The sequence below is a fragment of the Paraburkholderia sp. JHI2823 genome (genome assembly GCF_038900695.1).
Taxonomy (GTDB): Bacteria; Pseudomonadota; Gammaproteobacteria; order Burkholderiales; family Burkholderiaceae; genus Paraburkholderia; species Paraburkholderia mimosarum.
In genome coordinates, this window is record NZ_JAYMRY010000049.1 from 1 (window position 1) to 23361 (window position 23361).

The window sequence follows — 23361 nt, forward strand, 5'->3', positions numbered from 1 at the left end:
TTTGAACACTACAATGAGCGCCACCCGCACAAAGCCCTGAAATACCGCTCGCCTCGCGAGTTCAGGCGTCATGCGGTGTCATCAACCTAACGGTGTCCAAGTGTCCTGAGTTACAGGGGCAACTCCAATTGGCCTCATCAGCGAGCACGCACGCGATGAGACAGCCGCGGGGCCGTTCGTGATCGTAGAAGAGGTGAACAATTGCCTCGGTGAAGAACGATGGATCGAGTCGTTTCCCGTCCGTCTCGTTGGGAAGTCGCAGAGGTGAATACAGTGCGGTTGCGCTCACGCTCTGGAAAGCCCCGCATGCGTCGCTCACGTCCACATGTAGGCTGATGACTGTTTTCGGCCCGATTGTTTAGGCGGCCCGCCGCCTTTACGAACACAGGCCCTGACGTTAGCCAGTCCGGGGATATCCTCTTTTGCGGCTGGGCAGAAATTTCTTGCTAGTCGGCGCCGACGCACAGGTATGAGGCGTGGGATCGATCTCACGCCCCATACGCATTGGACGAGTGCTAAAACTTGTATCCGATGGATACAAACGAAATGATGGGATTAACCTTGAGCTTCGCACTGCTGGTCACGGTACCCAGCTTCGACTGCGTTGTCAGCGTTGCCCGGACGGACAGCCACATGTACGAAAGCGAGGCATCAACCGACCAATGTTGGCTGATGTTGTAGGTCAAGCCTGCGTTGATCACAGGTGCAAACGAGTGGCTCAGCTTGACGGTAGTCGGCCCCTCGAGAGCGGTCCCAAGGGTTGGCGAATATAAAAGCGCACCGCTGGCCGCAGCCGGCTCAAGTTTCGCGCCACTAAACCAGACGTAAGCCGCTCCCGCAGCAAGATATGGTCGAAGGTTGCTCGTAGCATCGTTGAAGTAGTACTTCAGCAATATTGTCGGACTCCACTCATATGCCGAGCCCGCCCGCCCAAGAGAGCTGAGCGCGCCGGTGCCTGTTAGCCGAAACTTGGGCGGAATGCCACCTACCGCCGCGGTGGCGATGTGATCGGTAATAAAGTATGTGGCGGCGAACCCGACCGTATCGGCATTGTCGACCGACGTGCCGGTGCCCGCCGCAGTGACGCTGCTGCCGAGTGCGTTTATTGTGAGTGGTTCGCTCGAGTCCTGTGGCGCGAAATGGAACCAACCTAAGTTCGCGACGATATCTCCTGCTCTTTGCGCCTGGGCTGCCGTGCACGTGAGCAGTGCGGTGGCAACGGCAAAAACTCCCTTTTGCAACATCCTGTCTCCTCCGGTTTTACCTTTATGGTGATGAGGTGAAACGGCAAAGCAACTGCGAGGCGGGACGCGAGGGCGCTACCGGAGGCGCTCTGTCACGTCGCAAACGTCCTCGATAAAGCGGCCCCGAGTCGAGCCCGCGGCAATTCGACTACCTTCTGTGATGAAGCCTTCTCCCAAGGTGCCAAATTGCCCGCGATAACACTCGATAGCCTCATCCAGTGATTCGCACCCAGGCGGATCGTAGTGACGCACAATGCGGCGTGATTCGGTCGTGCGGTACACGGTGATCTGGTGATAGCTGCCCGCTGCGATCGCTTGCGCGATAGAGCGTCCTTCCTGGACCATCATTGCCTCCCGTTTGGCGTTCAACGCCGATGATTGTCGAAGGTGCCCAGCGTCTGTTTCACGCCTTTGCGAGCGCGGTTCGGAGTACGCCGTCGTTCGGCAGGCGCAGAGGCTGAATCAACGAAACCATGTCCTGCGAGTAGGATTTGCTCATGGCGCATACTCGGAAGCGTCGAGGAAGGGTGGGGGCACCTACCTGCCGGTGGTGTCGGAAACACCGGGCGGGCGCGTTTGCACGTGCATATTTATAAATCCGATACCGAGGATAGTTCGGTATCGCTATACAAAGCGTATAGTACGCAAACTATATTAAATGTATAGTAAGTGAAAACCACAGCCGACTGCCGCAGGGCGAGCCTGTCTGAGCGCGGCATGCCGATCCGGCTCAGTAGATTACGGCCGGGCGTTGTGATCCGGTGAGCCAGGAAGAATGCCAGAATGCTCGGCGAGCCTTCGCTCGATCCCTGGCGTTATTGAATTTCTGAACGAGACGGGCACGACGTCGCGGGGGCGGATCCCTTGCGACTCTCCGGTCAGATTGTGGGCTTAGGTGAAGTTACGCGCAGGACTGTGGGGCAGCAGCTTTTGCCGGAACGGGTCGACATGCGCGATGCCGGCATTGCTTGCCGGCAGATGGAGCCTTTTGGCATTGCGCCTGCCAATCAACCTGAAAGCGCCTTCGAGCGATGCACCATCGCTAATGTCCAGCGTCGACGAAGTCGTCGGCCTAGGCCAGCGTTCCGCTTCGAGTGCGTTCAGTGTGGCCGGCTGAATATACGGCTGATCGTAATTCGGCAACATGCAGCGGCAACACCGTCTGTTGTCGCCTGCTTGATGCATTCTCTCGCACTGTCGACAGGACAAGACTCGCTCACGCGCACCACGTCCGATCCGCAGTGCGCGGATGCACGCAGGGCGGCCCGACGCATCAGGGCTTGTATTCGAGAACCTTGAATACCTGCGTGAACGCTTGTCGGCTTCCTTGTAAGAGGGTTGCGCGCCCTTCGCGGAGCGCATGTGCAGGTGTGACCTGGCGCAGCGCCAGCGCCATGAACGTTTCCATGTCGCACTGTACCGTAAGGTCGGTGGGCTCTGCGCTCGGACCGGAGCGGACCAGCACCTTCCCGTCGTTCACCGGGACATGGAAAACTTCCGCCCCCACATGGAACTCGTACACGGCTCGCAAACCGGCGCTTGACGCCGGATCGCTTGAGCCCGTCAAGCACAGTGCGATGAGTTCCGCACGCGCACTTGACGGATCGATGCGCTCGTCGACCGGCAGGCGCAGACCCCAGAGTCCAAGCGCGATCACCGGCTTGCGCAATTGTTCGCCCAACTCCGTCAGTTCGTAAGCTGGCGCTGCGGCGGGCGCTGGCAACGTGGTCGGTTGGAGGACATCGCTCTCCACCAGCATTGCCAGGCGCTCGGACAGCCGGTTTGCGCCCATGGCAGGCATGATCGCCAGCAGATCCTTGAACCGCTTCGGACCCAGCAGGAGTTCGCGGATCACGAGTAGCGTCCAACGATCGCCGAGGACGTCTAATGCCCGGGCCATTGGGCAAAGTTGGCCGTAGGTTTTGTTTGGCATGTCAATATTGTACAAGCCCCTGCTCAAGCGAAGACGGGTGGAACTCGACAGTCGAGGACCAAACGGGAAATCCGCGTCGCAAACCCGATCGTAATCAGATGTTGCGGCGCCGCCTTCGTGGTTGCCTGCATCAGTAGCACACGTCAAGTTCCGTGAAGAGTCGCGCCCAGCCATCGCGGATCAGCGGCCGGGCGTCTGCTCGCCTAGCCATGATCGAAGACTTCGCAGCGGGCCCCCTGCACGGTGCATGCGCCGGTCCGTCCCGGAATAGGTTGACGAGCCGCGCTATCGCCGCCGCGACGAGATAAACATTCATCGCCGCGGCTACCCAGGAAGAGACGCCATACCCAGCGCCAGCCCACCCGAACGGCAGACGTGCCTCGGATTCCTGCGATGTCAATGTCGTAACCGGGCCCACGTTTTTGGCCCCGATTTGATGCTCGTAGTGCATCTCACCCATGTCACTATATCATTTGTATAGTCACAGCGCTATACAAATGATATAGTGACATGGGTGGGCGTAGCTTGGCTTTGTGCATCTTTAGCCTTTGACTCGGACGGTTCCGTCTGACGTTGCTACCCGGCAAGCACGGTGTGGTAGCGGGCCCGACTGTATGAGGCCTTCGCATTAAGTCTATGGAGACCCGATTATCCAACTTGTGGACGTACATCCGAAATCGACTGTGGGAAAGATCCTTCGGCGGGAGCTTCGCAACATCGCATGAGCGCCAGGTGGCGCGATAGTTGGACTATGAATTACGTGACCACTAAAACCAACGGAGACAAACCATGAACATCTTGCACGCTGAAGCCGACGTCGAAGACGCCACCGGTGCCGCATCGGGGTGCCTGCAATGAGCGCTTCCTACGATTTCGATTACATCGTCATCGGATCCGGTTTCGGCGGTAGCGTGTCCGCCTGCCGGTTGACTGAAAAGGGCTATTCGGTAGGCGTGATGGAGATGGGTCGCCGTTGGACGGCTGAGGACTTTCCGAAGACCAATTGGGACGCGCGGCGCTGGATGTGGCGGCCAGGGCTCAAAATGTTCGGCTTCTACAACATGCGCATCTTCCGCCACGTGATGGTTCTGACGGGCAACGCGGTCGGTGGCGGTTCTATCACCTACGCGAATGCGTTACTGGTGCCCTCTGACAAGGTGTGGGACGAGGGCTCGTGGGCCGGCCTGAACGACTGGAAGGGCATCATGCCGCAGTACTACGCCATGGCGGAAAGAATGCTGGGTGTAACAGAGAACAAGATGCTGGGCGAGGCGGATCTGCGGCTCAGGAAGATGGCGGACTTGCAAGGCGTAGGCAACACGTTCCACAACGGCCGCGTAGCAACCTTCTTTGCGCCAAAAGGCGAGGCCGGCGGCAAAAGCTATCCGGATCCTTACTTTGGCGGCGAAGGTCCAGAGCGCGGGACTTGCGTAGGTTGCGGCGGCTGCATGGTGGGTTGCAAGCACAACGCCAAGAACACGCTCGACAAGAATTATCTCTACTTCGCGGAAAAACGTGGCGCGCAGGTCTTTGCCGAAACCAGGGTGGTCGACGTGCGCCCGCTCAACGGCAAGGAAGACGGCAGCGACGGCTACGAGGTGTTCACCGAACGCTCAACTGCGTGGTTCGACAAGCAGCGGCGCAGCTTCCGCTGCCGCGGCGTCGTATTTTCCGCTTCTTCATTGGGCACGATGGAACTGTTGTTCCGCCTTAAGGAGAGCGGCTCCCTGCCGCGCATCAGCGACGACCTTGGCAAACGTGTGCGCACCAATGCTGAGTCCCTCGTCGGTGTGCGCTTTCCAGCGAAAGACAAGAGCATGTCGCCCGGCGTGGCGGGCGGCGCTGGCGTCTACATTGACGAGCATACACATATAGGCGCGGTGCGTTACCCGGAAGGTTCGGACGCGACCGGTCTGATGATGACGTTGCTGTCTGGTGGTCGTGCCGGGTGGTCGCGGATTTTTACCTGGCTATGGACGCTGCTAACTCATCCGCTGAAAGCGATGCGCGTGCACAACCCTTTCGGGTTTGCGCGCCAGACAGTCCTGTTCGTTGTGATGCAGACTGTGGACGCAATCATCAACATGCAGTTCAAGCGCCGCTGGTATTGGCCGTTTGCAAAACAGCTGTGCAGTCAGGGCGGTCCGATTCCCACCTTCATCCCTGAGGCCAATACCTTTGTGGAAAAGGGCGCAAAGGCTTTAGGCGGCATCCCTATGACCTTGCTCACTGAGATCCTGTTCAACATCCCCACGACGGCGCATTGCATGGGCGGGTGCGCGATGGCGGACTCTCCCGAGCGCGGCGTGATGGATGTGCAGAACCGCGTCTTCGGTTATCAGAATCTGCTGGTCTGCGACGGCTCGATGCTCAGCTCCAACCTTGGCGTGAACCCCAGCCTGACCATTACTGCGCTGACCGAGCACGCGATGTCCCACATTCCGGCGAAATTGCCCCCTGCAACTATTCTTCCGAGTACTCCCCATGGCCACCAATCCGTCACCATCTAGCTCGAGCCTGCTGAACCAGCCGTTGCGCCTGCCTAATGGCAGCGTGCTCCGCAACCGTCTCGCCAAGTCGTCCATGAGCGAGACGCTGGGCACTTACGACAACCATGCGACACCCAGACTCGTCGAGTTGTACCGGCGCTGGGCCGCTTCCGGCCTTGGCCTGCTCCTGACCGGTAACGTGATGATTGACCGCCGCGCGTTGGGCGAGCCGGGCAACGTCGTGATCGAGGACGAATCAGACATGCTCGTCCTGAAACAATGGGCCCGCGCGGCAACCGAGCAGGGTGCGGCCCTGTGGGTCCAACTCAACCATCCCGGCAAACAGTCGCCCAAGGGCCTGAACGCCAGCAATCTCTCGCCATCGGCAATTCCGTTTCGCGAAGACATGGCCGCATTCTTTGAGACCCCACGGGAGGCCACCGTTGCCGAGATTCGCGACATCATCCAGCGCTTTGGGCGCAGCGCTGCCATCTGCAAGAGAGCCGGCTTCAGCGGCGTGCAGATCCACGGCGCCCACGGCTATCTGATCAGTCAGTTCCTGTCACCTCACCACAACCATCGCTCTGATGAATGGGGCGGTAGCCCCGAGAACCGGCGTCGCTTCCTGATGGCTGTCTACGCCGAGATTCGCCGCCAGGTGGGCACCGATTTCCCGGTGGGCATCAAGCTAAATTCAGCCGACTTTCAGCGGGGCGGTTTCACCGAAGAGGAGTCGATGGCGACCATCCAGGCGCTTGTCGAGGCCGGCATCGATCTCATTGAGGTCTCCGGCGGAACCTACGAAGCGCCGGCCATGAGCGGAGCCTACCAGAAGCCAGGAAAGGCCTCCACAGCAGCTCGCGAAGCGTACTTTCTGGAGTTCGCGGAAAAAGTGCGCAAAAGGATCCAGGTACCGCTAATGGTCACCGGGGGCTTCCGCACTGCCGACGGCATGAACGCTGCACTGCGTTCCGGGGCACTGGACGTTGTTGGCCTGGCACGACTGCTCGCGATCGACCCCGATGCGCCTGCAGCTTTGCTGCAAGGTCGAGACAGCCCGCAGCGCGTACGGCCGATCACCACGGGGATTAAACCTGTGGACCGCATGGGGATCATGGAAGTCCTGTGGTACACGCGACAACTCAAACGCATTGCCGGGGGAGGCAATCCCCGCCCCAGCGAAAGCGGCCTGATGGCCTTCCTCAAAAGCATGGCGGATAGCAGTTGGGGCAAATATCGCACCAAACGCATGCGGGCTTGATTGCTGACACGACCTTTCCACTATCACCTTCATCAAAATAATGATCATGGAGATCAATGCAATGCGTCATTCACTGAAGGCGAGCATCCTGGGGCTCGCCCTGGCAGCAACTATCATCTCATCGACAGTGCGCGCGGCCGAGGTTTCACCAGATAGCGCGATGATGAGTTCGTCGCCACTCCAGCAGGAACTCGGGGTCAGCTGGAAAGACGTGCCAACGCAGACCATCAGGGCAGGGGAAGTGGACTTCGCGTATCGGGAACTTGGGAAAAACCATGGCGGCACGCCGGTAATCCTCCTTATCCACCTGGCTGCCGTGCTGGATAATTTGGACCCGCGGGTGGTGGACGGCATTGCGGCGGAGCATCATGTGGTCACGTTCGACAATCGAGGCGTCGGCGCTACCAGTGGCTCACCGTCGAATTCGATTGAGCAGATGGCTGACGACGCCATCGCCTTCATCAAGACTATGGGGTTCAAGCAGGTAGATCTTTTTGGTTTTTCGATGGGCGGCATGGTCGCCCAGGAAATCGTGCTCAAGGAGCCGCAACTTGTCCGCAAGATTATTCTCGCGGGGACTGGTCCCGCTGGTGGCGAAGGCATCAGTGCCGTGACCGGCGTAACCTTCTACGATATGCTCCGAGGCTTCTTCACCGGCCAGGATCCGAAGCAGTATCTGTTCTTCGCCCATACGCCCACCGGTATCGATGCTGGCAAAGCGTTCCTGGCTCGTTTGAACGAGCGCTCGGAGAACCGTGACAAGAAAATCTCCGTGGCCGCGTTTCTGGCGCAATTGGAGGCGATTCGCGCCTGGGGCCGGAAAGAGCCAGAGAACCTGTCGTTGGTGCAGAACCCGGTGTTCGTTGTCAACGGCGATAGCGATCGGATGGTCCCAAGCAAGAACTCGGAAGACTTGGTGCGGCGCCTGCCGAACAGCAAGCTCCTCATCTACCCTGATTCCGGCCACGGCGCGGTGTTTCAGTTCTACGCGGACTTTGTGCCCAAGGCGTTAGAGTTCCTTGCTCAATAAGCTTTGAAGAAAGCGCCCACCCGGGCGCGCGATCGCCGCATGCAGCGTGCCGGACGGGCGAAGAGCACGTTTGAAGTTTTGATGCAATAGCCTTCTTGTTCGGCTGCTCGCGCCGAACAATAGGAATTTCATACTCATACTTGGCAATCTAATACGGAGCCTAACAGAGTTCCTGAGGCCGGAAACGGAGAAACGACTTTCGTAAGAGAATACTGAAGTGTGCCAATCTGGGTAGTCCTAATATTCTGGATATTTGTTGTGGAAATGCCGCCTAACGTTCCTAATGAGGTGATTGATGGAGGAAATTCTGCTGAATAAAACGGAAAGTCGTTGCCTCGTATATTCCGGGGGGCAGGCCAATATTTTTGAAAAGTGGGTTCACTATTTCGGGGCGACCGACCCGAATGAACTCGATCTTGGAATGCTAATGGCTATCCACGATTGGGTCATGGACCGTTTGGAGCCGAGAGCCAGAGGTCAACGGCAAGAACGATAATCGGTTCCGCAGGGGGCTCGTTGGCTTTCTGATGGTTTGTGCTCCATGAGTCCCAGCGACTTCCAGTCGGCCGTTTGTGTCCGTATCACTTCGGCTGGGCGGAGTTGTCGTTACTGTGATTGGGCGCTGTCGCGGGCGAACTCAGTGACGCGAGAATTTTGTCGCGGCAAACCGCGAGGATTTCGTCGGCCAGCGGCGAGTCGTCCGGACAGGCCCGTGACATGACGATGGCGCCCACCGCGTGCGCCAGTATGTCAAGGGACTGGGCTCGCGCCCGTCCCGCATCCACGCCGTCCGACGCAGTGCCCTCGGGGGACAGCGCCGCCAGCAGGCTTTCAATGCCCGCCGCAAACGTGGCGCGAACCGCTTCCGGCTGACGCGCGGCATCCCCGCCGAGTGCGGCCATCGTGCAGCCGGTCGCGCGGGTGTCGCGGTGCTCGCGGGAAAGGTAATACCGCACGAACTCCGGCGCGTTGACACCCGCGCTCAGCGCCACGGTCTGCGCGATGCCGCAGGCCGCCGATTCCCCCATCAGGTCGGCCTTGGAGCGGAACTGCTTGTAAAAGCCGCCGTGGGTGAAGCCGGCGGCGGCCATCAGATCGGCAACGCCAATCCCGTCGTAGCCGCGCTCCCGAAACAGCCTGGACGCCGTCTCGACAACGTGCTCCCGGTTGGCCTGCGCCTGTGCCTTGGTGATCTTCATGGTCTGGCCACGATGGGTTCATGTGTGAAGGCTTCATTATACATTGATGACGATCATAATCAAAACATTGACAGTTTTGATTATGATCGTCATTATTGATCCTGTTTCCAACCTCGAACCTGACGCAACATGACCGATAAGACGCTTTTCGAGCCCTACGCCTTGGGCCGCCTGACCCTCGCCAATCGCTTTGTCATGGCGCCGCTGACCCGCAACCGCGCGGGCGCGGGGCTGGTGCCCAGTGAACTGGCTGCGACCTATTACGCGCAGCGTGCCTCGGCCGGCCTGATCATCACGGAGGCCACTCAGGTGTCGGCACAAGCCCAGGGCTATCAGGACACCCCCGGCTTGTACACACTCGAGCAGATCGCTGGCTGGCGCACGGTCACCGAGGCTGTGCATGCCAAGGGTGGGCGCATCTTCGCGCAACTCTGGCACGTCGGCCGTGTTGCGCACGTCGATCTGCAGCCGGGCGGCGCTGCGCCGGTCGCACCGTCGGCCATCCGTGCAGCGACCAAGACCTTCGTGAACAACGGATTTGCCGACGTCTCCGAACCGCGGGCTCTGGAACTCGCCGAACTGCCGGGCATCGTGAACGACTTCCGCCAGGCTGCGGCGAACGCCATTGCAGCCGGCTTCGACGGCGTAGAGATCCACGGCGCCAACGGCTATCTGCTGGAGCAGTTCATCAAAGACGGGGCCAACCAGCGCACTGACGCCTACGGCGGCTCGATCGAGAATCGCGCGCGCCTGTTGCTGGAAGTCGTCGCCGCCGTGGTGGAAGAAATCGGCGCTGAGCGCACCGGGGTGCGCATCTCGCCCGTGTCGCCCGCAAACGGCATGTCGAGCAGCGATCCTCAGCCGCAGTACGACTACATCGCCGGGCAGCTTAGCGCGCTGGGCATCGTCTACCTGCATGTGGTCGAGGGTGCTACCGGCGGCCCGCGCGACGTCGCACCATTCGACTACGGCGCGCTGCGCGGCCGGTTCAAGCAAACCTACCTGGCCAACAACGGCTACGACCTGGAACTTGCTACGGCCAGCCTCAACGAGGGCAAGGCAGACCTGTTCGCCTTCGGCCGTCCTTTTATCAGCAACCCCGATCTGGTCGAGCGCCTGAAGACCGGCGCACCGCTGGCGCAGCCCGACTTCGCCACGCTCTATGGTGGCGGCGCTGCTGGCTACACCGACTACCCGACCATCGCCGCCTGAGGCGCGCGCTGCTTGCACCCCCGCCAGAGCGACCCTGGCAAAGCAAATAACCCATGACCACACTTCCGACTGTTCTTATCACCGGCGCCTCTTCTGGCATCGGCGCGATCTACGCCGAGCGCTTCGCCGGTCGCGGCCACGACCTCGTGCTGGTTGCACGCGACAAGGCGCGCCTCGATGCGCTGGCCGCGCGCCTGCGTGAACAAAGCGGTGTGGCCGTCCAGGTGCTGCAGGCCGACCTCACCCAGCCCGCCGACCTGGCTGCGGTCGAGACTCGCCTGCGCGACGACACTCGCATAGGCATCCTGATTAACAACGCCGGCATGGCCCAGTCAGGCGGCTTCGTCCAGCAGACGGCCGAGGGCATCGAGCGCCTGATCGCGCTCAACACCACGGCGCTCACGCGGCTCGCAGCCGCGGTCGCTCCGCGCTTTGTGCAGTCTGGTACTGGCGCGATCGTCAACATTGGCTCGGTGGTGGGTTTCGCGCCCGAATTCGGCATGTCGATCTACGGCGCCACCAAGGCCTTCGTGCTGTTCCTGTCGCAGGGACTGAACCTGGAGTTGTTGCCCAAGGGCGTCTACGTACAGGCGGTGTTGCCGGCGGCGACCCGCACGGAGATCTGGGAGCGTGCCGGCATCGACGTCAATGCGCTTACCGAGGTGATGGAAGTCGGCGAACTGGTCGATGCGGCACTGGTCGGCTACGATCGCCGCGAACCGGTCACCATCCCCCCGCTGCATGTGGCCGGCCGCTGGGAGGCGCTGGACGGCGCGCGTCAAGGACTCGTGTCGGACATTCGACAAGCGCATGCGGCTGAGCGCTATCGGCCAGAAGCCTGACCACGGCGGATTCTGTCTGACTCGAAAGCCAGGCCATGCCTCGTCGACCGATAACCATTGTTTTCCTCCTTGAACTGTCCGCGGCGCTTGTTTCACCGTTCGCTGCGGCCAGCGGGGCGAAGCCCCGTTAGGGCTTCGTGCGCAGAGCGCTGGCATCTCTGGCGCAGTAAACCTGGGAAGGTCCCGCAACCAGACCAGCACCGTGGCTCTCAGCCTCTCAAATGGTAACCACATGACTGATACTCACATCACCACGCCCACCCGCTTCGTAGAGGTCGACGGTACTCGATTCGCCTACCGCCGCTGGGGTAACACCGCCTCCTCACAGCCGCCTGTGCTGTTTCTGCAGCACTTCCGCGGCGGCATGGACCACTGGGACCCATTGATAACGGACGGTCTCGCAGAAGGTCGCGAAGTCATCCTCTACAACGGCCGCGGCATCGCTTCGTCCGGCGGTCAACCACGCACACGCATTGAGGACATGGCCGATGACGCAGCCGCCTTCGTTCGCGTGCTGGGCTTGCAGCAGGTCGACGTTCTAGGCTTTTCGCTGGGTGGCTTCCAGGCGCTGGATCTGACCCGGCGCCATCCTGAACTGGTGCGCAAACTGATGCTTCTGGGCACCGGCCCTCGAGGCGGCGACCCCGACATGGAACCGCGCGTGCTGAGCACGGCCGTCAACCCTGTCCCAGTCTTCGAAGACTTTCTCTACCTGTTCTTCGGCCGATCGGCGCAAGCTGAGCAGGCAGCGCGCGAGTTCTGGGAACGGCGTCATCAGCGCGCCGACCAGGACCCCCCGTCTTCCGCGGAGGTCGCGAAAGCGCAGATCGAGGCCAACATGCTGTATCTGCCAAGACTCTCGGAAGACGATCCATTCGCCTACCTGCGCGGCATTCAGCAGCCCACGTTCATCCTCAACGGCGTAAACGACGTGATGATCCCGACGGTCAACTCGTTCTATATGGTCCGCAACCTGCCGAACGCCCAGTTGTTCATCTACGCGGACTCGGGGCACGCTGCACAGTTTCAGCACCCGCAGCGCTTCCTATATCACGTTGAGCAGTTTCTTGCCGAGTGACGGCGACGGCAGTGTTCGCCCGAACTCGCATTTACATCATGTTTCCAGGTTGGCCGCCATGTTCAAGTTCAAATTTCTGCTGTGGGCGTTTGCCCAGATCCTGAAGCGACAGATCAAAAACAATCCCAACTGTGCGCGTTACGTCGCGGGCAAGACCTTGGTGTTTCAGATTCGCACGGTTTCCGGCGTCGGTCGTCATTACGTCATCCGCGATGGCGTTATCCGATCTTTTGCGGGACTGACGGCGAACCCCCAGTTCACTCTCAGCTTCAAGAGTGCCGCGAAAGGCTTCGAGATCCTGTCGGCCAAGGACAGCCAGGCGGCCTTCATCCGGAGCCTCGGCAGCAAGGACTTGACCATCAGCGGCGACTTCCACGAAGTGATGTGGTTTCAGGGCCTGACGGCATTCCTGCAGCCCCCGAAAGTCGTCTCGCCATACGACCGCACCGTTTTCTGAGTCGTCCGTGACCCCGGCTCTGCTGAACCTTCCGTTGTCAGCGTTCCTGAGGTCTTCTGTCAACAGCGACAGGAAAGCCTTTCGGGCTCCCGCGGGCGCGCAATTGAGCGCGAGGGCTCGTGATCAGAATCTCATCGCTGACGAACGTCATAAGAAACGATCCACAATCCGATCGAAGGAAGCCACACACGAGCGCATCGTGGAAGCTGGCGCGCACGCGATCCGCCGATGCGGTTATGACGGCATCGGCATTGCGAAAATCATGAGAGAGGCCGGCCTCACTCACGGTGGGTTCTACGCGCACCCAGCAGCGGATTGAGTTTCACCTGCTTTTTTTACCCTTCAGCATGATGCTTGACATATGAAACGCGTGCCCCAAACGGAGAATTGACCATGACATTCAAGGCGCTGCTGGCCACCAAAACTGGCGATGTGATTTCCACTGCCCTGGTCGACTTCGATGAAGCCGATCTGATGCCAGGCGACGTCACTGTCGCGATCGACTATTCGACGGTGAACTACAAGGACGCGATGGCGGTCAGCGGCCGCGCGCCAGTGATCCGTCAGTTCCCACTGATTCCGGGCATCGACTTTTCAGGCATCGTGGAGGCGTCATCGCACGCAGGGTTCGCGGTGGGCGACCGCGTTGTCGCCAATGGTTGGGGCCTGAGTCAAACCCACCATGGCGGTTTCGCGCAGAAGGCGCGCGTCAGCGGCAAGTGGCTAGTCAAGCTGCCGGACGTCTTTTCGACGCGCGAGGCCATGTCGATCGGCACGGCGGGGTACACCGCGATGCTGTCCGTGCTCGCGCTGGAGCATGCAGGAGTGACGCCGGACAAAGGCGATGTGCTTGTGACCGGGGCCGGCGGCGGGGCCGGGTCCATCGCCATCGCTTTGCTATCCCGGCTGGGGTATCGGGTGGTCGCTTCGACCGGACGGCTGGAGGAAACGGTCTACCTGCGCGAACTGGGTGCGGTTGAGGTCATCGATCGCAGCACGCTTTCCGGGCCGGGCGCATCGATCGCCAGGGAACGCTGGGCAGGAGCGATCGACTCGGTGGGTAGCCACACACTGGCCAACGTGCTGGCGCAGACCTGCTACCGCGGCGCGGTGGCAGCCTTCGGGCTCGCGCAGGGCGCGGACCTGCCCGGCTCGGTGTTGCCCTTCATCCTGCGCAACGTGACCCTGGCCGGCATCGACTCGGTCAACGCGCCGCAGGACGTGCGGCTGGAAGCGTGGGCACGTCTGGCCACCGACCTGGACCCCGGAAAGCTCGCACGCGCTACCCAGGTGGTTGGCCTGGCCGAAGTGCCTGGCGTTGCAGATGCGGTACTTCAGGGCCAGGTGCGTGGCCGCACCGTCGTTGACGTCAACGCGTGAAGGTCGAACCCAAGGAATCGAAGATGACTGGTTTCAACCAGGATACTCAAGTGGCAACGTCCTTTGCCCAGGCACAGAATAGGCTGGTGAAGGCAGCTGGAACAACCTTCGCTTACCGCGAACTGGGCCAGCACGGCGGTACGCCTCTTGTCCTGCTGAACCACTGGGGTGCCGTGCTGGACAACTTCGACCCGCGCATCGTCGATGGCTTGGTTCGCAAGCATCGCATCATCGCAATCGACTACCGCGGAATCGGTTTATCTGGCGGCCTCGCGCCGGTAACCGTGGACGAGATGGCGCGCGACACAATCGCGCTGATTCGCGCGATGGGTTTCGATCAGGTCGATCTGCTCGGCTTTTCGCTCGGCGGCTTCGTGGCGCAGGACGTGGCGCTAAAGGCGCCGGACCTGGTGCACAGGCTCATCCTCACGGGTACGGGGCCCGCAGGCGGCCAAGGGATCGATCGCGTGGGGGCCATGTCCTGGCCGCTGATGCTCAAGGGCCTGGTGACGATGCGCGATCCCAAGACCTATCTGTTCTTCACCCCCTCCGCCAACGGCCGGCTGGCAGCAAGCGCATTCCTGAAGAGGCTCAAGGAACGCAAGGCGGGGCGCGACAAGGGGCCGACACTCCGCGCCTTGCTTCGCCAGCTCAAGGCGATCAAGGCCTGGGGCCGGCAGGCGCCGCAGGACCTCACCCGCCTGCACATGCCTGTCCTGATCGCCAATGGGGACAACGACATCATGGTGCCCACCGCATTGAGCCATGACATGGCCCGTCGCATTCCCAACGCGCAGCTCGTCATTTACCAGGACGCCGGGCACGGAGGCATCTTTCAGTATCACACCGACTTCGTGATCAAAGCACTGGAGTTCCTGGCGCAATGAATCCTTCGCGGTCAGCGACAGATGAAGTCCCCATGAAGCTCGGCAGAACATGAATTTTGAACAGGTTTCGTCGAAGACAGGCCTTGCCGTACTTCACCGAGATCTGGAGAAACAGATGAAAGCAGTCCGGTTTCATAAGACAGGCGGACCCGAAACGCTGGTTTATGAGGAGGTGCCCGATCCGACACTCGCCGACGATGAAGTTCTCATCCGCGTGGAAGCAGGTGGGGTAAACTTTGCCGACGTCATGCGTCGGCGCGGCGACGACTATCCTGAGCCGTCCCCTACGCCCTTCACGCTGGGTGCTGAAGTGGCCGGCACGGTCGCCGCCGTCGGGAAGGCCGTGACTTCGCTCCCAGTCGGCACGCCGGTGCTGGCGGCGCCAGGAGCAGGCGGTTATGCACAGTACGTCCGCGTGCCCGCCGCCATCGTGATGCCGCTGCCGCCCGGGCTCGACTCGGAACGCGCTTCGGCGCTGGTTGCCCATGGCCTTACCGCCGCTCTGGTCCTGCGCAAGGCCGCTCGACTGGCGCCGGGCGAAACGGTGCTGGTGGAGGCTGCGGCAGGTGGAGTGGGCTCGTTCGCAGTGCAACTTGCCAAGCTGTACGGCGCCGGCAAGGTAATTGCTGCCGCCAGCAGCCCTGCAAAGCGGGCCCTGGCCGAGCGCCTGGGGGCGGATTCGTCGGTGGACTACACCGCCCCCGATTGGGCCGAGCAAGTGCGCGCGCTGACCGACGGCAAGGGTGTAGACGTGATCCTGGAGACGGCCGGTGGCGACAACGTCGCCGAAGCGTTCAAGGCATTGGCTCCGTTCGGACGCCTTATTTTCATCGGCCAGTCCAGCGGCAAGAGCAGCCTGATTGACCCGTGGAAGCTGACCGTCCCCAATCACAGCGTCACCAGCTTTTACGTCGGCGCCTACCTGGCCTTCCCCGATCTGATCCAGGCGACGCTAACCGAACTCTTCGGACTGGTTTTGTCCGGCAAGGTGACTCTGCAAACGGAAACGGTGTTGCCGCTCTCGCAGACCGTCGAAGCACATCGCCTCCTCGAAGGGCGCAGCACGACCGGTAAGGTCGTGCTGCAGCCTTGGGCATGAGTTGGATTCCGTGCGAACTCGGCCCATAACTTAATCAACATTGAATTTAATGCATCATGAAAGCGCTCACCTTCAAACGCTATGGCAAGTCACCCGAGATCGGGTTCGCCGAAGTGCCTCGCCCCACGCTAAAGCCTGATGAACTGTTAGTCCAGGTCCACGCGGCGGGATTGAACCCGATCGATAACATGATTCCGGCGGGAACGTTCAAGCTCGTCCTGAAGTTAGAGTTGCCGGCGGCGCTCGGCAGCGATATTGCTGGTGTGGTGACTGAGGTCGGCAGCCGCGTGACGCGTTTCAAGGCGGGCGATGCAGTCTTTGCCAGCCTCTTCGATCTTGGTAGAGGCTCGATCGCCGAATTCGCGGCGGTGCCGGAGAGCGTCGCCGCTTCGAAGCCTGTCAATCTGGACTTTGTGCAGGCCGCGGCCGTTCCGATGGTCGGGCTCACCTCCTGGCAGGCGTTGAAGGAGCGCGCCAATCTTCGAGCTGGCCAGAAAGTCTTCATCCCTGCCGGGTCCGGCGGTATTGGCACGTTTGCGATCCAACTGGCAAAGTACTTCGGCGCGAGGGTGGGAACGACCACCAGTACGGGCAATGTCCAACTGGTAACCAGTCTGGGTGCAGACGAGGTTGTCGACTATAAGAAGCAGGAGTTCGAAAGAGTGCTGCACGGCTACGACGTTGTGCTTGGGACTATCCGAGGAGATGCGATTGAAAAGTCCATGGGCATCCTCAAACCGGGGAGCAAGATTGTGTCTCTGATCGGGCCGCTGGACGCAGCGTTCGCCCGTGCTCGCAGGCTGAACTTTATTCTGAGGTTGGTACTCGGGCTGATGAGCCGCAAGATCATGCGGCTTGCGAAGAAGCGGGGTGTAACCTATTCATTTCTCTTCGTGCGCCCCGATGGAGCCCAACTCGCCGAAATTGGCGAACTGCTTAAGTCAGAACGCATCCGTCCGGTGATTGACAAGGTGTTTCCGTTTGAACAAGCAAAGGAAGCGCTTGAATACCTGGCCCAGGGACGCGCCAAGGGCAAAGTCGTCGTCAAGATCAAGTGACGTGCTAAGCGCTTGGCTTTGGATGAACTTGTCATAGCGAAGCACGCCGGTTCTCCGGGGTGACGACGCCATCCTTCTTGAATGCCGGCTTCATCGTTGAGAGAGCTTCCGAAGTTGTCGTGGCCTTGACGTGTTCGTCGATGAAAAACCTCTTCCTATGGCGGCCGTGCGCGGACTCGACGGGCACGATCTGAGTATCGAAAACGCCATTTTCTATGGCTGCTGCTGCCCGGCGGTGGCTTTCAGCCGCCAGTCTGTCCATGTCGTCCCGTGAAACGTGGAACTCGGCGGCGACGTTTTCGGCAGTGATTCCCATGTGGAATTTCTCGAATGGGTCTTGCAGCACGCCCACCATGTAATCGAGTAGTCGCGTGTCACCCATCCGAGACCCCACCGCGCATTCAGTGTCAGGTACGGACTGCGCGACATCGACTCGGCGCCGGCGGCGATTATCACTTCTGCACTGCCCAAGGTGATCAATTGGTGAGCCGAGATGATTGCCTAAAGGCAGGAACCGCATAACAGGTTGACGTTGAACGCGGGTGTCTCTTTCGGGCGTATCTGCCAGTTCTGCCGCCATTCCCCGTCCGGCGCCTTGGGTTGAGGCATGCGTACACCGCGTCGCAGGCCCTCGTGTGCCCGGTTCCCGGCACACCGATTGCGGAATTGCACACACTACTACCCGCGAGGAGCAAGCCATGGCAACGCAACCTGTCGAGCAACGTGCACCGGACGACCGTACCGAGCAAGACATTGACAAGTCTATTGAAGATAGCTTCCCGGCGAGCGACGCGCCCGCGACCGGCGGGTCGACACGAATCGAAAAGCCGGCTGGCAGCGACGTGCCTGGCTCGGAGCCGGACGAGGATGTTCCGGATGAAGACACGCCGGGAGAGCCGTCGCCCCGCGACGTGCCGCCCGATGAAGCGGCACCGCAAGGGCACTGAGGAATTTCATGCGCACTAACGCGTGAAGCGCGCGTGCCTGTGCACGCAAATTTTTGGGAGCATCAAGGAGGCGATAAGACTACGAGCAAGATCGGCGTCATTGCATTGACCGCGTGCATTGCTTTCGCTGGAAGCGAGCGCAATGCGCCGATGGCGGCGGTGGACGAGCCGGGGGCGGCAGCGCCGGGCAGGGCGGCACCGGGGGCGCCCAACGCTAGCGGAGTGACGGGCAGCACGTCCAGTTCCAAAGGTACAAACACCATGAAGCCGAAGTCTTCAAAGTCGGGCAAGAAGATGTCGCAGGGCGAAGGTGCTTCCGATACCGCCGCTTCGTCGGCGCAATGAATGCCGAAGGAGTGCACCGGTGCTGCCGACCGGGACGGCGCCGGGCATAGATTGCAAACTGGGATTGTTAGCCGGATTCGTGGCAAATATTCTGCTGGTCGACGACGACGTGGAGAACCTGTGGTCGCTGCAGGTGGCACTGGAGGGGGACAGTCATCGTGTAAGCGTTGCCGGTGACGTCCGTCGGGCGCTCGACATCCTGCGTCGTAACCCGATCCAATGTATCGTCATCGACTACGGGATGCCGGAAATCGATGGCGTCGAGTTCTGCCGGATCGTGCGAAGCCTGCCGGATCAATGCGCATTGGCCATCGTCATACTGTCAGCCTCGCCCGAGCCGACCCATACACCGCCATTCTGGAACCGCTTCTTCCGCAAGCCCGCCAGTTTTGACGATCTGATCTCCGTAATCGAAGAACATACGGGGCGCCTTTGCCCGGCCGGGCGAGTTGACAGCGTCGAAATGCAGCTGCTTCAATGCGGGCGTTGCTCCAATGCGAACATCCACCTGCGTCGCGCTGGGCACCCGTAAGCGCCAGATGCTGGCCTTGACCGCGCCTTGGCCGCCCGGTCGGGACGGGTAGAATCGCATTTGGGAAAGCCGATACGGGAATTCAGGATGGGCGACATCGAAAAGCGGCCGCACGGGGTGTCCGAAACGGAGGAACAGTTTCGTCTTCTGGTTCAGGGTGTCACCGATTACGCCATCTTCATGCTCTCACCCACAGGCATCGTGACGAGGCGGAACCCGGGTGCCGAGCGGATCAAGGGGTACAGCAACGCCGAAATCCTCGGCCAGCACTTCTCACGTTTCTACACGGGCGAAGACCGGGCGGCGGGGGCGCCGGATTCGCGTTCGTGCACAAGCCATACCGCCTGGCCGGTCTTGCCACGGCGCTGAGAGGGTAAGATCGACGTACCGAATATCGTCCCGCCGGTGTCGCATGCGCAGGTGAAGCCGCACGGCAATATCTGAGATCGCGGCAACGAGGCTGGCTGCCCAGTTAGGGCACGTACTGGCTATCAGGAGTACGTACCGCAATAACTGTCAACTAACACAGCGACGGCGCAGAAGAAGGTCAAAGATGACCTCAAGAAGCTCAAGCAGTTTTGGGAATCGATCAGGCCGATCCGGAACTTCTACGGAGGGCTTCACGCTAGCCGCCGAGTATCGACATCAGTCCTCGTTCTCCGATAAGGCGAAGGAATCGACGCTTGCAATGGAAAGAGAACGTGGCCTCGTGAATGTCGTCGTCGGGATTCGATATCCTAATTAGACTTGACATAAATTTAATTGTCGAAATTAATTCGTAATCCTATATTATCAAAAAGAAGCAGTGTCGGGGTTTAGAGTTCCGGCCATATGAAGCCTGTAGCGCGTCAGCCAGCGCGAATATCAATGAGCATGCTGGCCACGAAGCAAGTTATGTATTCCATGCTGCGCCAGCGTCAGCGGCGCGCACGGACTGCGTGGGGGCTCCGGCTCGATACGTACGGAAAAGTCGACGTCGATGCCATGAGATGAACATCCGTCATCCCCGCAGCTGCGTGTGCGGGGTGACCTTGTAGCCGTGGGACACGACGAAATCACCTCGTAAGGTACGTTCGGCGAAGGATCCATTCACGACCGCGCATAGTTGCCTGCCGCAAAGCCCGGCTGCTCTGCCGGCCGAGACGGGCCGTACGTTGATGCATTGTGACTCATAGGTTACAATGACGCGCATGACAAAGCTGATCATTACCCCCGAATTCGACGCCTGGCTTTCCCGCGTACGGGATCGTCAGGCTGCGACGGCGATCACCGGTCGGCTCAAGCGTGCAGCGTTAGGCAACCTCGGATACTGGCGTGCGGTCGGCGACGGCATCTCGGAGATGAAGATCGACGTCGGTAAGGGGTATCGGGTCTATTTCACGCAGCGTGGCGACGTCCTGGTGATCATTTTGTGCGGTGGGGACAAGTCCACGCAGTCCGCAGACATCAAGCGGGCGAAGGCCATCGCGAAAGAGCTGGAGGATTGAAATGAAAGTAAGCGAGCTGATGGAGTTCGACGCTTCGAAGTACCTGAAGGACGAAACGGACTACCGGCTGTACCTTGCGCAAGCGTTCGAGGGCGGCGACCCGGTCGAGATTCAGGCGGCGCTCGGGGACGTTGCCAAGGCGCGAGGCATGACGGCGCTCGCGCGCGAGTCGGGCATTGCGCGTGAGGCGCTGTACCGGGCGCTCTCCAACAAGGGGAATGCGGAGTTCGCGACGATCATGAAGGTGATCGGGGCGATGGGCCTGCACCTTACGCTGACGAAGCCCGAGGAAGACCTGAAAGCGAAACTCAAGGCAAAGGCTGCAGGGAAGCCTGTCGCGGCGAAGAAGAAGGCTGCGACGGTCGCGAAACGTGGCGTCAGCACGGCGACGAAGGCTCGTGCCGATGCTACGGCCCGCAAGACCGCCAAAGGGCGCACCAAGGCCAGCAGCGCCCACGCGCACGCCTGAAGCACCATCCCACTCGCAGCCACGATCCGCCGACACCGGCCTCGCAGGCTTCGTCGCCTATGCGACATCGAATAATGGATAAGAACAATCGGGCTCCGTCTCGCAAAGAGATGCTGAAGCGCGGCATTCTGCCGGGTGCCTTGATTGGCATCGCAGGCGAGATCGGGTATGTCTCGGGCTGAGTTCGGACGCGCCGATCGCCGGCATCCGCAACATCGGCGTCATTGCTCACATCGATGCTGGCAAGACCACCATTACCGACCGGATTCTCTTTCACACGGGACGCATCCATCGCCTGGGCTCGGTTGACAGCGGCACGACGGTAACCGACTGGATGGCCCAGGAGCGCGAACGGGGCATCACGATCGTGGCGGCGGCGATCAGCGCGCGGTGGCGCGACTGCATGATCAACCTGATCGATACTCCGGGCCATATCGATTTCACCGCCGAAGTGCAGCGCTCGCTACGGGTGCTGGACGGCGCCGTGGTGGTATTCGATGCCGTGCACGGCGTACAGCCGCAAAGCGAGACGGTATGGCGGCAGGCCGATCGCTACCGGGTGCCGCGGCTGTGCTTCATCAATAAAATGGATCGCATCGGGGCCGACTTCGAGCGCGCGCTGGCCAGCGTGCGTGAGCGCCTCGGTGCGCCGGTGGCATGCCTGCAAATGCCTGTCGGCCACGAAGCGGCGTTCGAAGGCGAGGTCGATCTGTTGTCGATGCAGGCGCTGCGCTGGGGGGCTGCGCAGGAGGGCAAGCCGGATTGTGGTCCCATACCGGCTGAATATCGTGCGGCGGCCGAGGCCGCGCGGCAGCGCCTGATCGAGTCCGTCGCCGAGGCTGACGATGAACTGCTCTCGCTTTACGTGACCGGCGGCGACGTCGGGACGGAGCCGTTACGCGCGGCGCTGCGTCGTGCCACGCTCGCCAATCGCGTCTTTCCGGTTTGCTGTGGCGCCGCGTTACGGGATATCGGCGTGCAACCGCTGCTGGACTGCGTGGTCGATTTTCTGCCGTCACCGCTCGATATCGGCGAGGTACACGGGACCCACAGCGGGCTCACGATCTGCCTCGCGCCGCGCGACGAAGAACCCCTCGCGGCGCTGGTCTTCAAGATCGTTAACGATCCCTACGTCGGCCACCTGGCCTATGCGCGCATCTATTCGGGCATGGTCAGCGCCGGCATGACGCTGCACAATGCCACCCGTAACCGCAAGGAGCGGGCCGGGCGCCTGTTGCGCATGTATGCCAATCACCGCGAAAACGTCGAGGCGCTGCACGCCGGGGAAATCGGTGCGTTTCTCGGCCTGAATCAGACCTATACGGGCGATACGCTCTGCCACGCGGAACACCCGGTAACGCTGGAAACCATCACTTTCCCCGAGCCTGTCCTGCGGGCCACGGTAGAACCGAAAACGCTCGCCGAGCACGGCCGCATGGCCGACGCGTTACGCCAGTTGACCGACGAGGATCCGACCCTGCAACTGAGTCTCGATGAAGATAGCGGCCAATTGGTGATTGCCGCCATGGGCGAACTCCATCTCGAAATCTTGCTGGACAGGTTGGAGCGCGAATACGGTGTAGCGGCGAAAATGGGGCGGCCGCGCGTGGCCTACAAGGAAACCATCACGCGCGAAGTGGCGGCTCAGGAGGGGCGTTTCGTCCACCAGACGGGCGGGCATGGCCAATACGGCCATGTGATTCTTTCGCTGCACCCCGGCGCGCGCGGCTCGGGCATGCGCTTCGAAAACGCAATCACCGGCGGGGCGGTGCCGCGCCAGTTCATCCCGGCGGTGGAGCAGGGTGTGCGCGATGCCGCCGAAGTCGGAGCGCTAGCAGGCTATCCCGTCACCGACATCGAGGTGCGTCTCGAAGGCGGTTCCAGCCATCCCGTCGATTCGAATGAATTCGCTTACCGCGCCGCGGCCATCCAGGCATGCCGCGCGGCGTTCGGCAAGGGGCGGATGGTGCTGCTTGAACCGATGTTCCGCATCGAGGTGCTGGTGCCGACTGAGTACACCGGGGCCGCGCTGGCGCTGCTCGGCGCCCGCCGCGCCGAGATTGAAGCGGTGGCGCCGCGCCCGGGCGCTGTGGAAGCGATTGCCGGTCAGGTGCCTCTCGCCGAAATGTTCGGCTATGTTACTGAATTGCGCTCGGTCACCCAGGGCCGCGGACTGTATTCCATGGAGTTCGACCACTATGCCGAGGTCGAGCTTGAGGTGGCAGGCGTGTCGTCCCGGAATTAAACGGCGGAACGACCTTCATCAGTCGAATTCAGCCGCTGCCGGCGCGGTTCGAAAGCCGCCGTTTTTGGGGCACACGCAGGCGAGCGGAATCCGTCTGGGCAGCGTCATCCCGTGCTTCGTGTGTAACCCTCGTTTGAACCGACAAAGCCGTGAGTCGTCAACTGGAC

At 61.0% G+C, this 23361-nt stretch carries 20 protein-coding genes and 5 pseudogenes; 18 read left to right on the forward strand and 7 right to left on the reverse strand.

Translation table 11 applies throughout. From position 1 onward, the window contains the following. Positions 1-290: 290 nt before the first annotated feature. From VSR34_RS32900 to VSR34_RS32915, 4 genes and pseudogenes are all read right to left on the reverse strand, one after another. Positions 291-444, reverse strand: a pseudogene (locus VSR34_RS32900) (IS6 family transposase); the annotation flags it as partial. 71 nt (positions 445-515) lie between these two features. Beyond that, positions 516-1244 carry an OmpW family outer membrane protein gene (locus VSR34_RS32905; protein WP_342964581.1) on the reverse strand — a complete coding sequence of 243 codons (729 nt, stop codon included), beginning with the start codon at positions 1242-1244 and terminating at the stop codon, positions 516-518. A gap of 891 nt (positions 1245-2135) precedes the next feature. After that, complete coding sequence (locus VSR34_RS32910; RefSeq protein ID WP_342964582.1) at positions 2136-2390, reverse strand: hypothetical protein; 255 nt, start codon at positions 2388-2390, stop codon at positions 2136-2138. Positions 2391-2517: 127 nt separating this feature from the next. Next, positions 2518-3192: a winged helix-turn-helix transcriptional regulator gene (locus VSR34_RS32915; protein WP_342964583.1), complete on the reverse strand. Its 675-nt coding sequence runs from the start codon at positions 3190-3192 to the stop codon at positions 2518-2520. Positions 3193-4031: 839 nt separating this feature from the next. Between VSR34_RS32915 and VSR34_RS32920 the strand changes: the two genes are divergently transcribed. Genes VSR34_RS32920 through VSR34_RS32930 form a run of 3 tightly spaced genes read left to right on the forward strand, consistent with a single transcriptional unit; the run spans position 4032 to position 7957 of the window. Next, positions 4032-5687 (forward strand): GMC family oxidoreductase, encoded by a 1656-nt coding sequence (locus VSR34_RS32920; protein WP_342964584.1) that lies wholly within the window; start codon positions 4032-4034, stop codon positions 5685-5687. Further along, entirely contained in the window at positions 5662-6927 is a 1266-nt protein-coding gene (locus VSR34_RS32925; protein ID WP_342964585.1) for an NADH:flavin oxidoreductase/NADH oxidase family protein, read from the forward strand. The genes VSR34_RS32920 and VSR34_RS32925 overlap by 26 nt, the downstream gene beginning before the upstream one ends. Before the next feature lie 40 nt (positions 6928-6967). After that, complete coding sequence (locus VSR34_RS32930; protein WP_342964586.1) at positions 6968-7957, forward strand: alpha/beta hydrolase; 990 nt, start codon at positions 6968-6970, stop codon at positions 7955-7957. Positions 7958-8538: 581 nt separating this feature from the next. Here VSR34_RS32930 and VSR34_RS32935 read toward each other — a convergent pair. Then, on the reverse strand, positions 8539-9156 hold the full coding sequence (locus VSR34_RS32935; RefSeq protein ID WP_342964587.1) for a TetR family transcriptional regulator: 618 nt from the start codon (positions 9154-9156) through the stop codon (positions 8539-8541). A gap of 129 nt (positions 9157-9285) precedes the next feature. On the opposite strand from VSR34_RS32935, the gene VSR34_RS32940 reads away from it, so the two are divergent. The 9 genes and pseudogenes from VSR34_RS32940 (at position 9286) to VSR34_RS32980 (ending at position 17169) form a co-directional block, all read left to right on the forward strand. Continuing rightward, positions 9286-10368, forward strand: a complete 1083-nt coding sequence (locus VSR34_RS32940) for an alkene reductase (RefSeq protein WP_342964588.1) — start codon at positions 9286-9288, stop codon at positions 10366-10368. Between the two features lie 53 nt (positions 10369-10421). Beyond that, complete coding sequence (locus VSR34_RS32945) at positions 10422-11210, forward strand: SDR family oxidoreductase (RefSeq protein ID WP_342964589.1); 789 nt, start codon at positions 10422-10424, stop codon at positions 11208-11210. Between the two features lie 232 nt (positions 11211-11442). Further along, a complete protein-coding gene (locus VSR34_RS32950; RefSeq protein ID WP_342964590.1) occupies positions 11443-12288 on the forward strand; it encodes an alpha/beta hydrolase in 846 nt (281 codons plus the stop codon). 58 nt (positions 12289-12346) lie between these two features. Continuing rightward, positions 12347-12745 (forward strand): helicase, encoded by a 399-nt coding sequence (locus VSR34_RS32955; protein ID WP_342964591.1) that lies wholly within the window; start codon positions 12347-12349, stop codon positions 12743-12745. Positions 12746-12878: 133 nt separating this feature from the next. Further along, positions 12879-13049, forward strand: a pseudogene (locus VSR34_RS32960) (TetR/AcrR family transcriptional regulator); the annotation flags it as partial. 89 nt (positions 13050-13138) lie between these two features. After that, positions 13139-14125 carry an MDR family oxidoreductase gene (locus VSR34_RS32965; RefSeq protein ID WP_342964592.1) on the forward strand — a complete coding sequence of 329 codons (987 nt, stop codon included), beginning with the start codon at positions 13139-13141 and terminating at the stop codon, positions 14123-14125. Between the two features lie 23 nt (positions 14126-14148). Beyond that, positions 14149-15012: an alpha/beta hydrolase gene (locus VSR34_RS32970; RefSeq protein ID WP_342964622.1), complete on the forward strand. Its 864-nt coding sequence runs from the start codon at positions 14149-14151 to the stop codon at positions 15010-15012. Between the two features lie 49 nt (positions 15013-15061). Beyond that, positions 15062-16111 carry an NADPH:quinone oxidoreductase family protein gene (locus VSR34_RS32975; RefSeq protein WP_342964593.1) on the forward strand — a complete coding sequence of 350 codons (1050 nt, stop codon included), beginning with the start codon at positions 15062-15064 and terminating at the stop codon, positions 16109-16111. 56 nt (positions 16112-16167) lie between these two features. Continuing rightward, entirely contained in the window at positions 16168-17169 is a 1002-nt protein-coding gene (locus VSR34_RS32980) for an NADP-dependent oxidoreductase (protein ID WP_342964594.1), read from the forward strand. 58 nt (positions 17170-17227) lie between these two features. On the opposite strand, the pseudogene VSR34_RS32985 reads toward VSR34_RS32980, so the two are convergent. Further along, positions 17228-17718, reverse strand: a pseudogene (locus tag VSR34_RS32985) (acetyl-CoA C-acyltransferase); the annotation flags it as partial. Between the two features lie 149 nt (positions 17719-17867). Here VSR34_RS32985 and VSR34_RS32990 point away from each other — a divergent pair. After that, positions 17868-18116, forward strand: a complete 249-nt coding sequence (locus VSR34_RS32990) for a hypothetical protein (protein WP_342964595.1) — start codon at positions 17868-17870, stop codon at positions 18114-18116. A 62-nt stretch (positions 18117-18178) separates the two neighbouring features. Here VSR34_RS32990 and VSR34_RS32995 read toward each other — a convergent pair whose 3' ends face one another. Further along, positions 18179-18478, reverse strand: a complete 300-nt coding sequence (locus VSR34_RS32995; RefSeq protein WP_342964596.1) for a hypothetical protein — start codon at positions 18476-18478, stop codon at positions 18179-18181. A gap of 2 nt (positions 18479-18480) precedes the next feature. On the opposite strand from VSR34_RS32995, the gene VSR34_RS33000 reads away from it, so the two are divergent. The 5 genes and pseudogenes from VSR34_RS33000 (at position 18481) to fusA (ending at position 23194) form a co-directional block, all read left to right on the forward strand. Beyond that, complete coding sequence (locus VSR34_RS33000) at positions 18481-18993, forward strand: response regulator (protein WP_342964597.1); 513 nt, start codon at positions 18481-18483, stop codon at positions 18991-18993. Positions 18994-19080: 87 nt separating this feature from the next. Further along, positions 19081-19308, forward strand: a pseudogene (locus VSR34_RS33005) (PAS domain-containing protein); the annotation flags it as partial. Between the two features lie 875 nt (positions 19309-20183). Then, entirely contained in the window at positions 20184-20480 is a 297-nt protein-coding gene (locus VSR34_RS33010; RefSeq protein ID WP_342964598.1) for a type II toxin-antitoxin system RelE/ParE family toxin, read from the forward strand. 1 nt (position 20481) lies between these two features. Further along, positions 20482-20757: pseudogene (locus VSR34_RS33015) on the forward strand (addiction module antidote protein); the annotation flags it as partial. Between the two features lie 370 nt (positions 20758-21127). Continuing rightward, a complete protein-coding gene (gene fusA, locus VSR34_RS33020; protein ID WP_342964623.1) occupies positions 21128-23194 on the forward strand; it encodes an elongation factor G in 2067 nt (688 codons plus the stop codon). Positions 23195-23361: the final 167 nt, after the last annotated feature.

Excerpts from the sequence above, each read along its gene's own strand:
- VSR34_RS32940 (WP_342964588.1), top strand. The coding sequence starts at position 9,286 with ATGACCGATAAGACGCTTTTCGAGCCCTACGCCTTGGGCCGCCTGACC.
- VSR34_RS32910 (WP_342964582.1), bottom strand. The coding sequence starts at position 2,390 with ATGTTGCCGAATTACGATCAGCCGTATATTCAGCCGGCCACACTGAAC.
- VSR34_RS32945 (WP_342964589.1), top strand. The coding sequence starts at position 10,422 with ATGACCACACTTCCGACTGTTCTTATCACCGGCGCCTCTTCTGGCATC.
- VSR34_RS32965 (WP_342964592.1), top strand. The coding sequence starts at position 13,139 with ATGACATTCAAGGCGCTGCTGGCCACCAAAACTGGCGATGTGATTTCC.
- VSR34_RS32970 (WP_342964622.1), top strand. The coding sequence starts at position 14,149 with ATGACTGGTTTCAACCAGGATACTCAAGTGGCAACGTCCTTTGCCCAG.
- VSR34_RS32930 (WP_342964586.1), top strand. The coding sequence starts at position 6,968 with ATGATCATGGAGATCAATGCAATGCGTCATTCACTGAAGGCGAGCATC.
- VSR34_RS32980 (WP_342964594.1), top strand. The coding sequence starts at position 16,168 with ATGAAAGCGCTCACCTTCAAACGCTATGGCAAGTCACCCGAGATCGGG.
- VSR34_RS32905 (WP_342964581.1), bottom strand. The coding sequence starts at position 1,244 with ATGTTGCAAAAGGGAGTTTTTGCCGTTGCCACCGCACTGCTCACGTGC.
- VSR34_RS32990 (WP_342964595.1), top strand. The coding sequence starts at position 17,868 with ATGGCAACGCAACCTGTCGAGCAACGTGCACCGGACGACCGTACCGAG.
- VSR34_RS33010 (WP_342964598.1), top strand. The coding sequence starts at position 20,184 with ATGACAAAGCTGATCATTACCCCCGAATTCGACGCCTGGCTTTCCCGC.
- VSR34_RS32975 (WP_342964593.1), top strand. The coding sequence starts at position 15,062 with ATGAATTTTGAACAGGTTTCGTCGAAGACAGGCCTTGCCGTACTTCAC.
- VSR34_RS32955 (WP_342964591.1), top strand. The coding sequence starts at position 12,347 with ATGTTCAAGTTCAAATTTCTGCTGTGGGCGTTTGCCCAGATCCTGAAG.
- VSR34_RS32935 (WP_342964587.1), bottom strand. The coding sequence starts at position 9,156 with ATGAAGATCACCAAGGCACAGGCGCAGGCCAACCGGGAGCACGTTGTC.
- VSR34_RS32925 (WP_342964585.1), top strand. The coding sequence starts at position 5,662 with ATGGCCACCAATCCGTCACCATCTAGCTCGAGCCTGCTGAACCAGCCG.
- VSR34_RS32920 (WP_342964584.1), top strand. The coding sequence starts at position 4,032 with ATGAGCGCTTCCTACGATTTCGATTACATCGTCATCGGATCCGGTTTC.
- VSR34_RS32950 (WP_342964590.1), top strand. The coding sequence starts at position 11,443 with ATGACTGATACTCACATCACCACGCCCACCCGCTTCGTAGAGGTCGAC.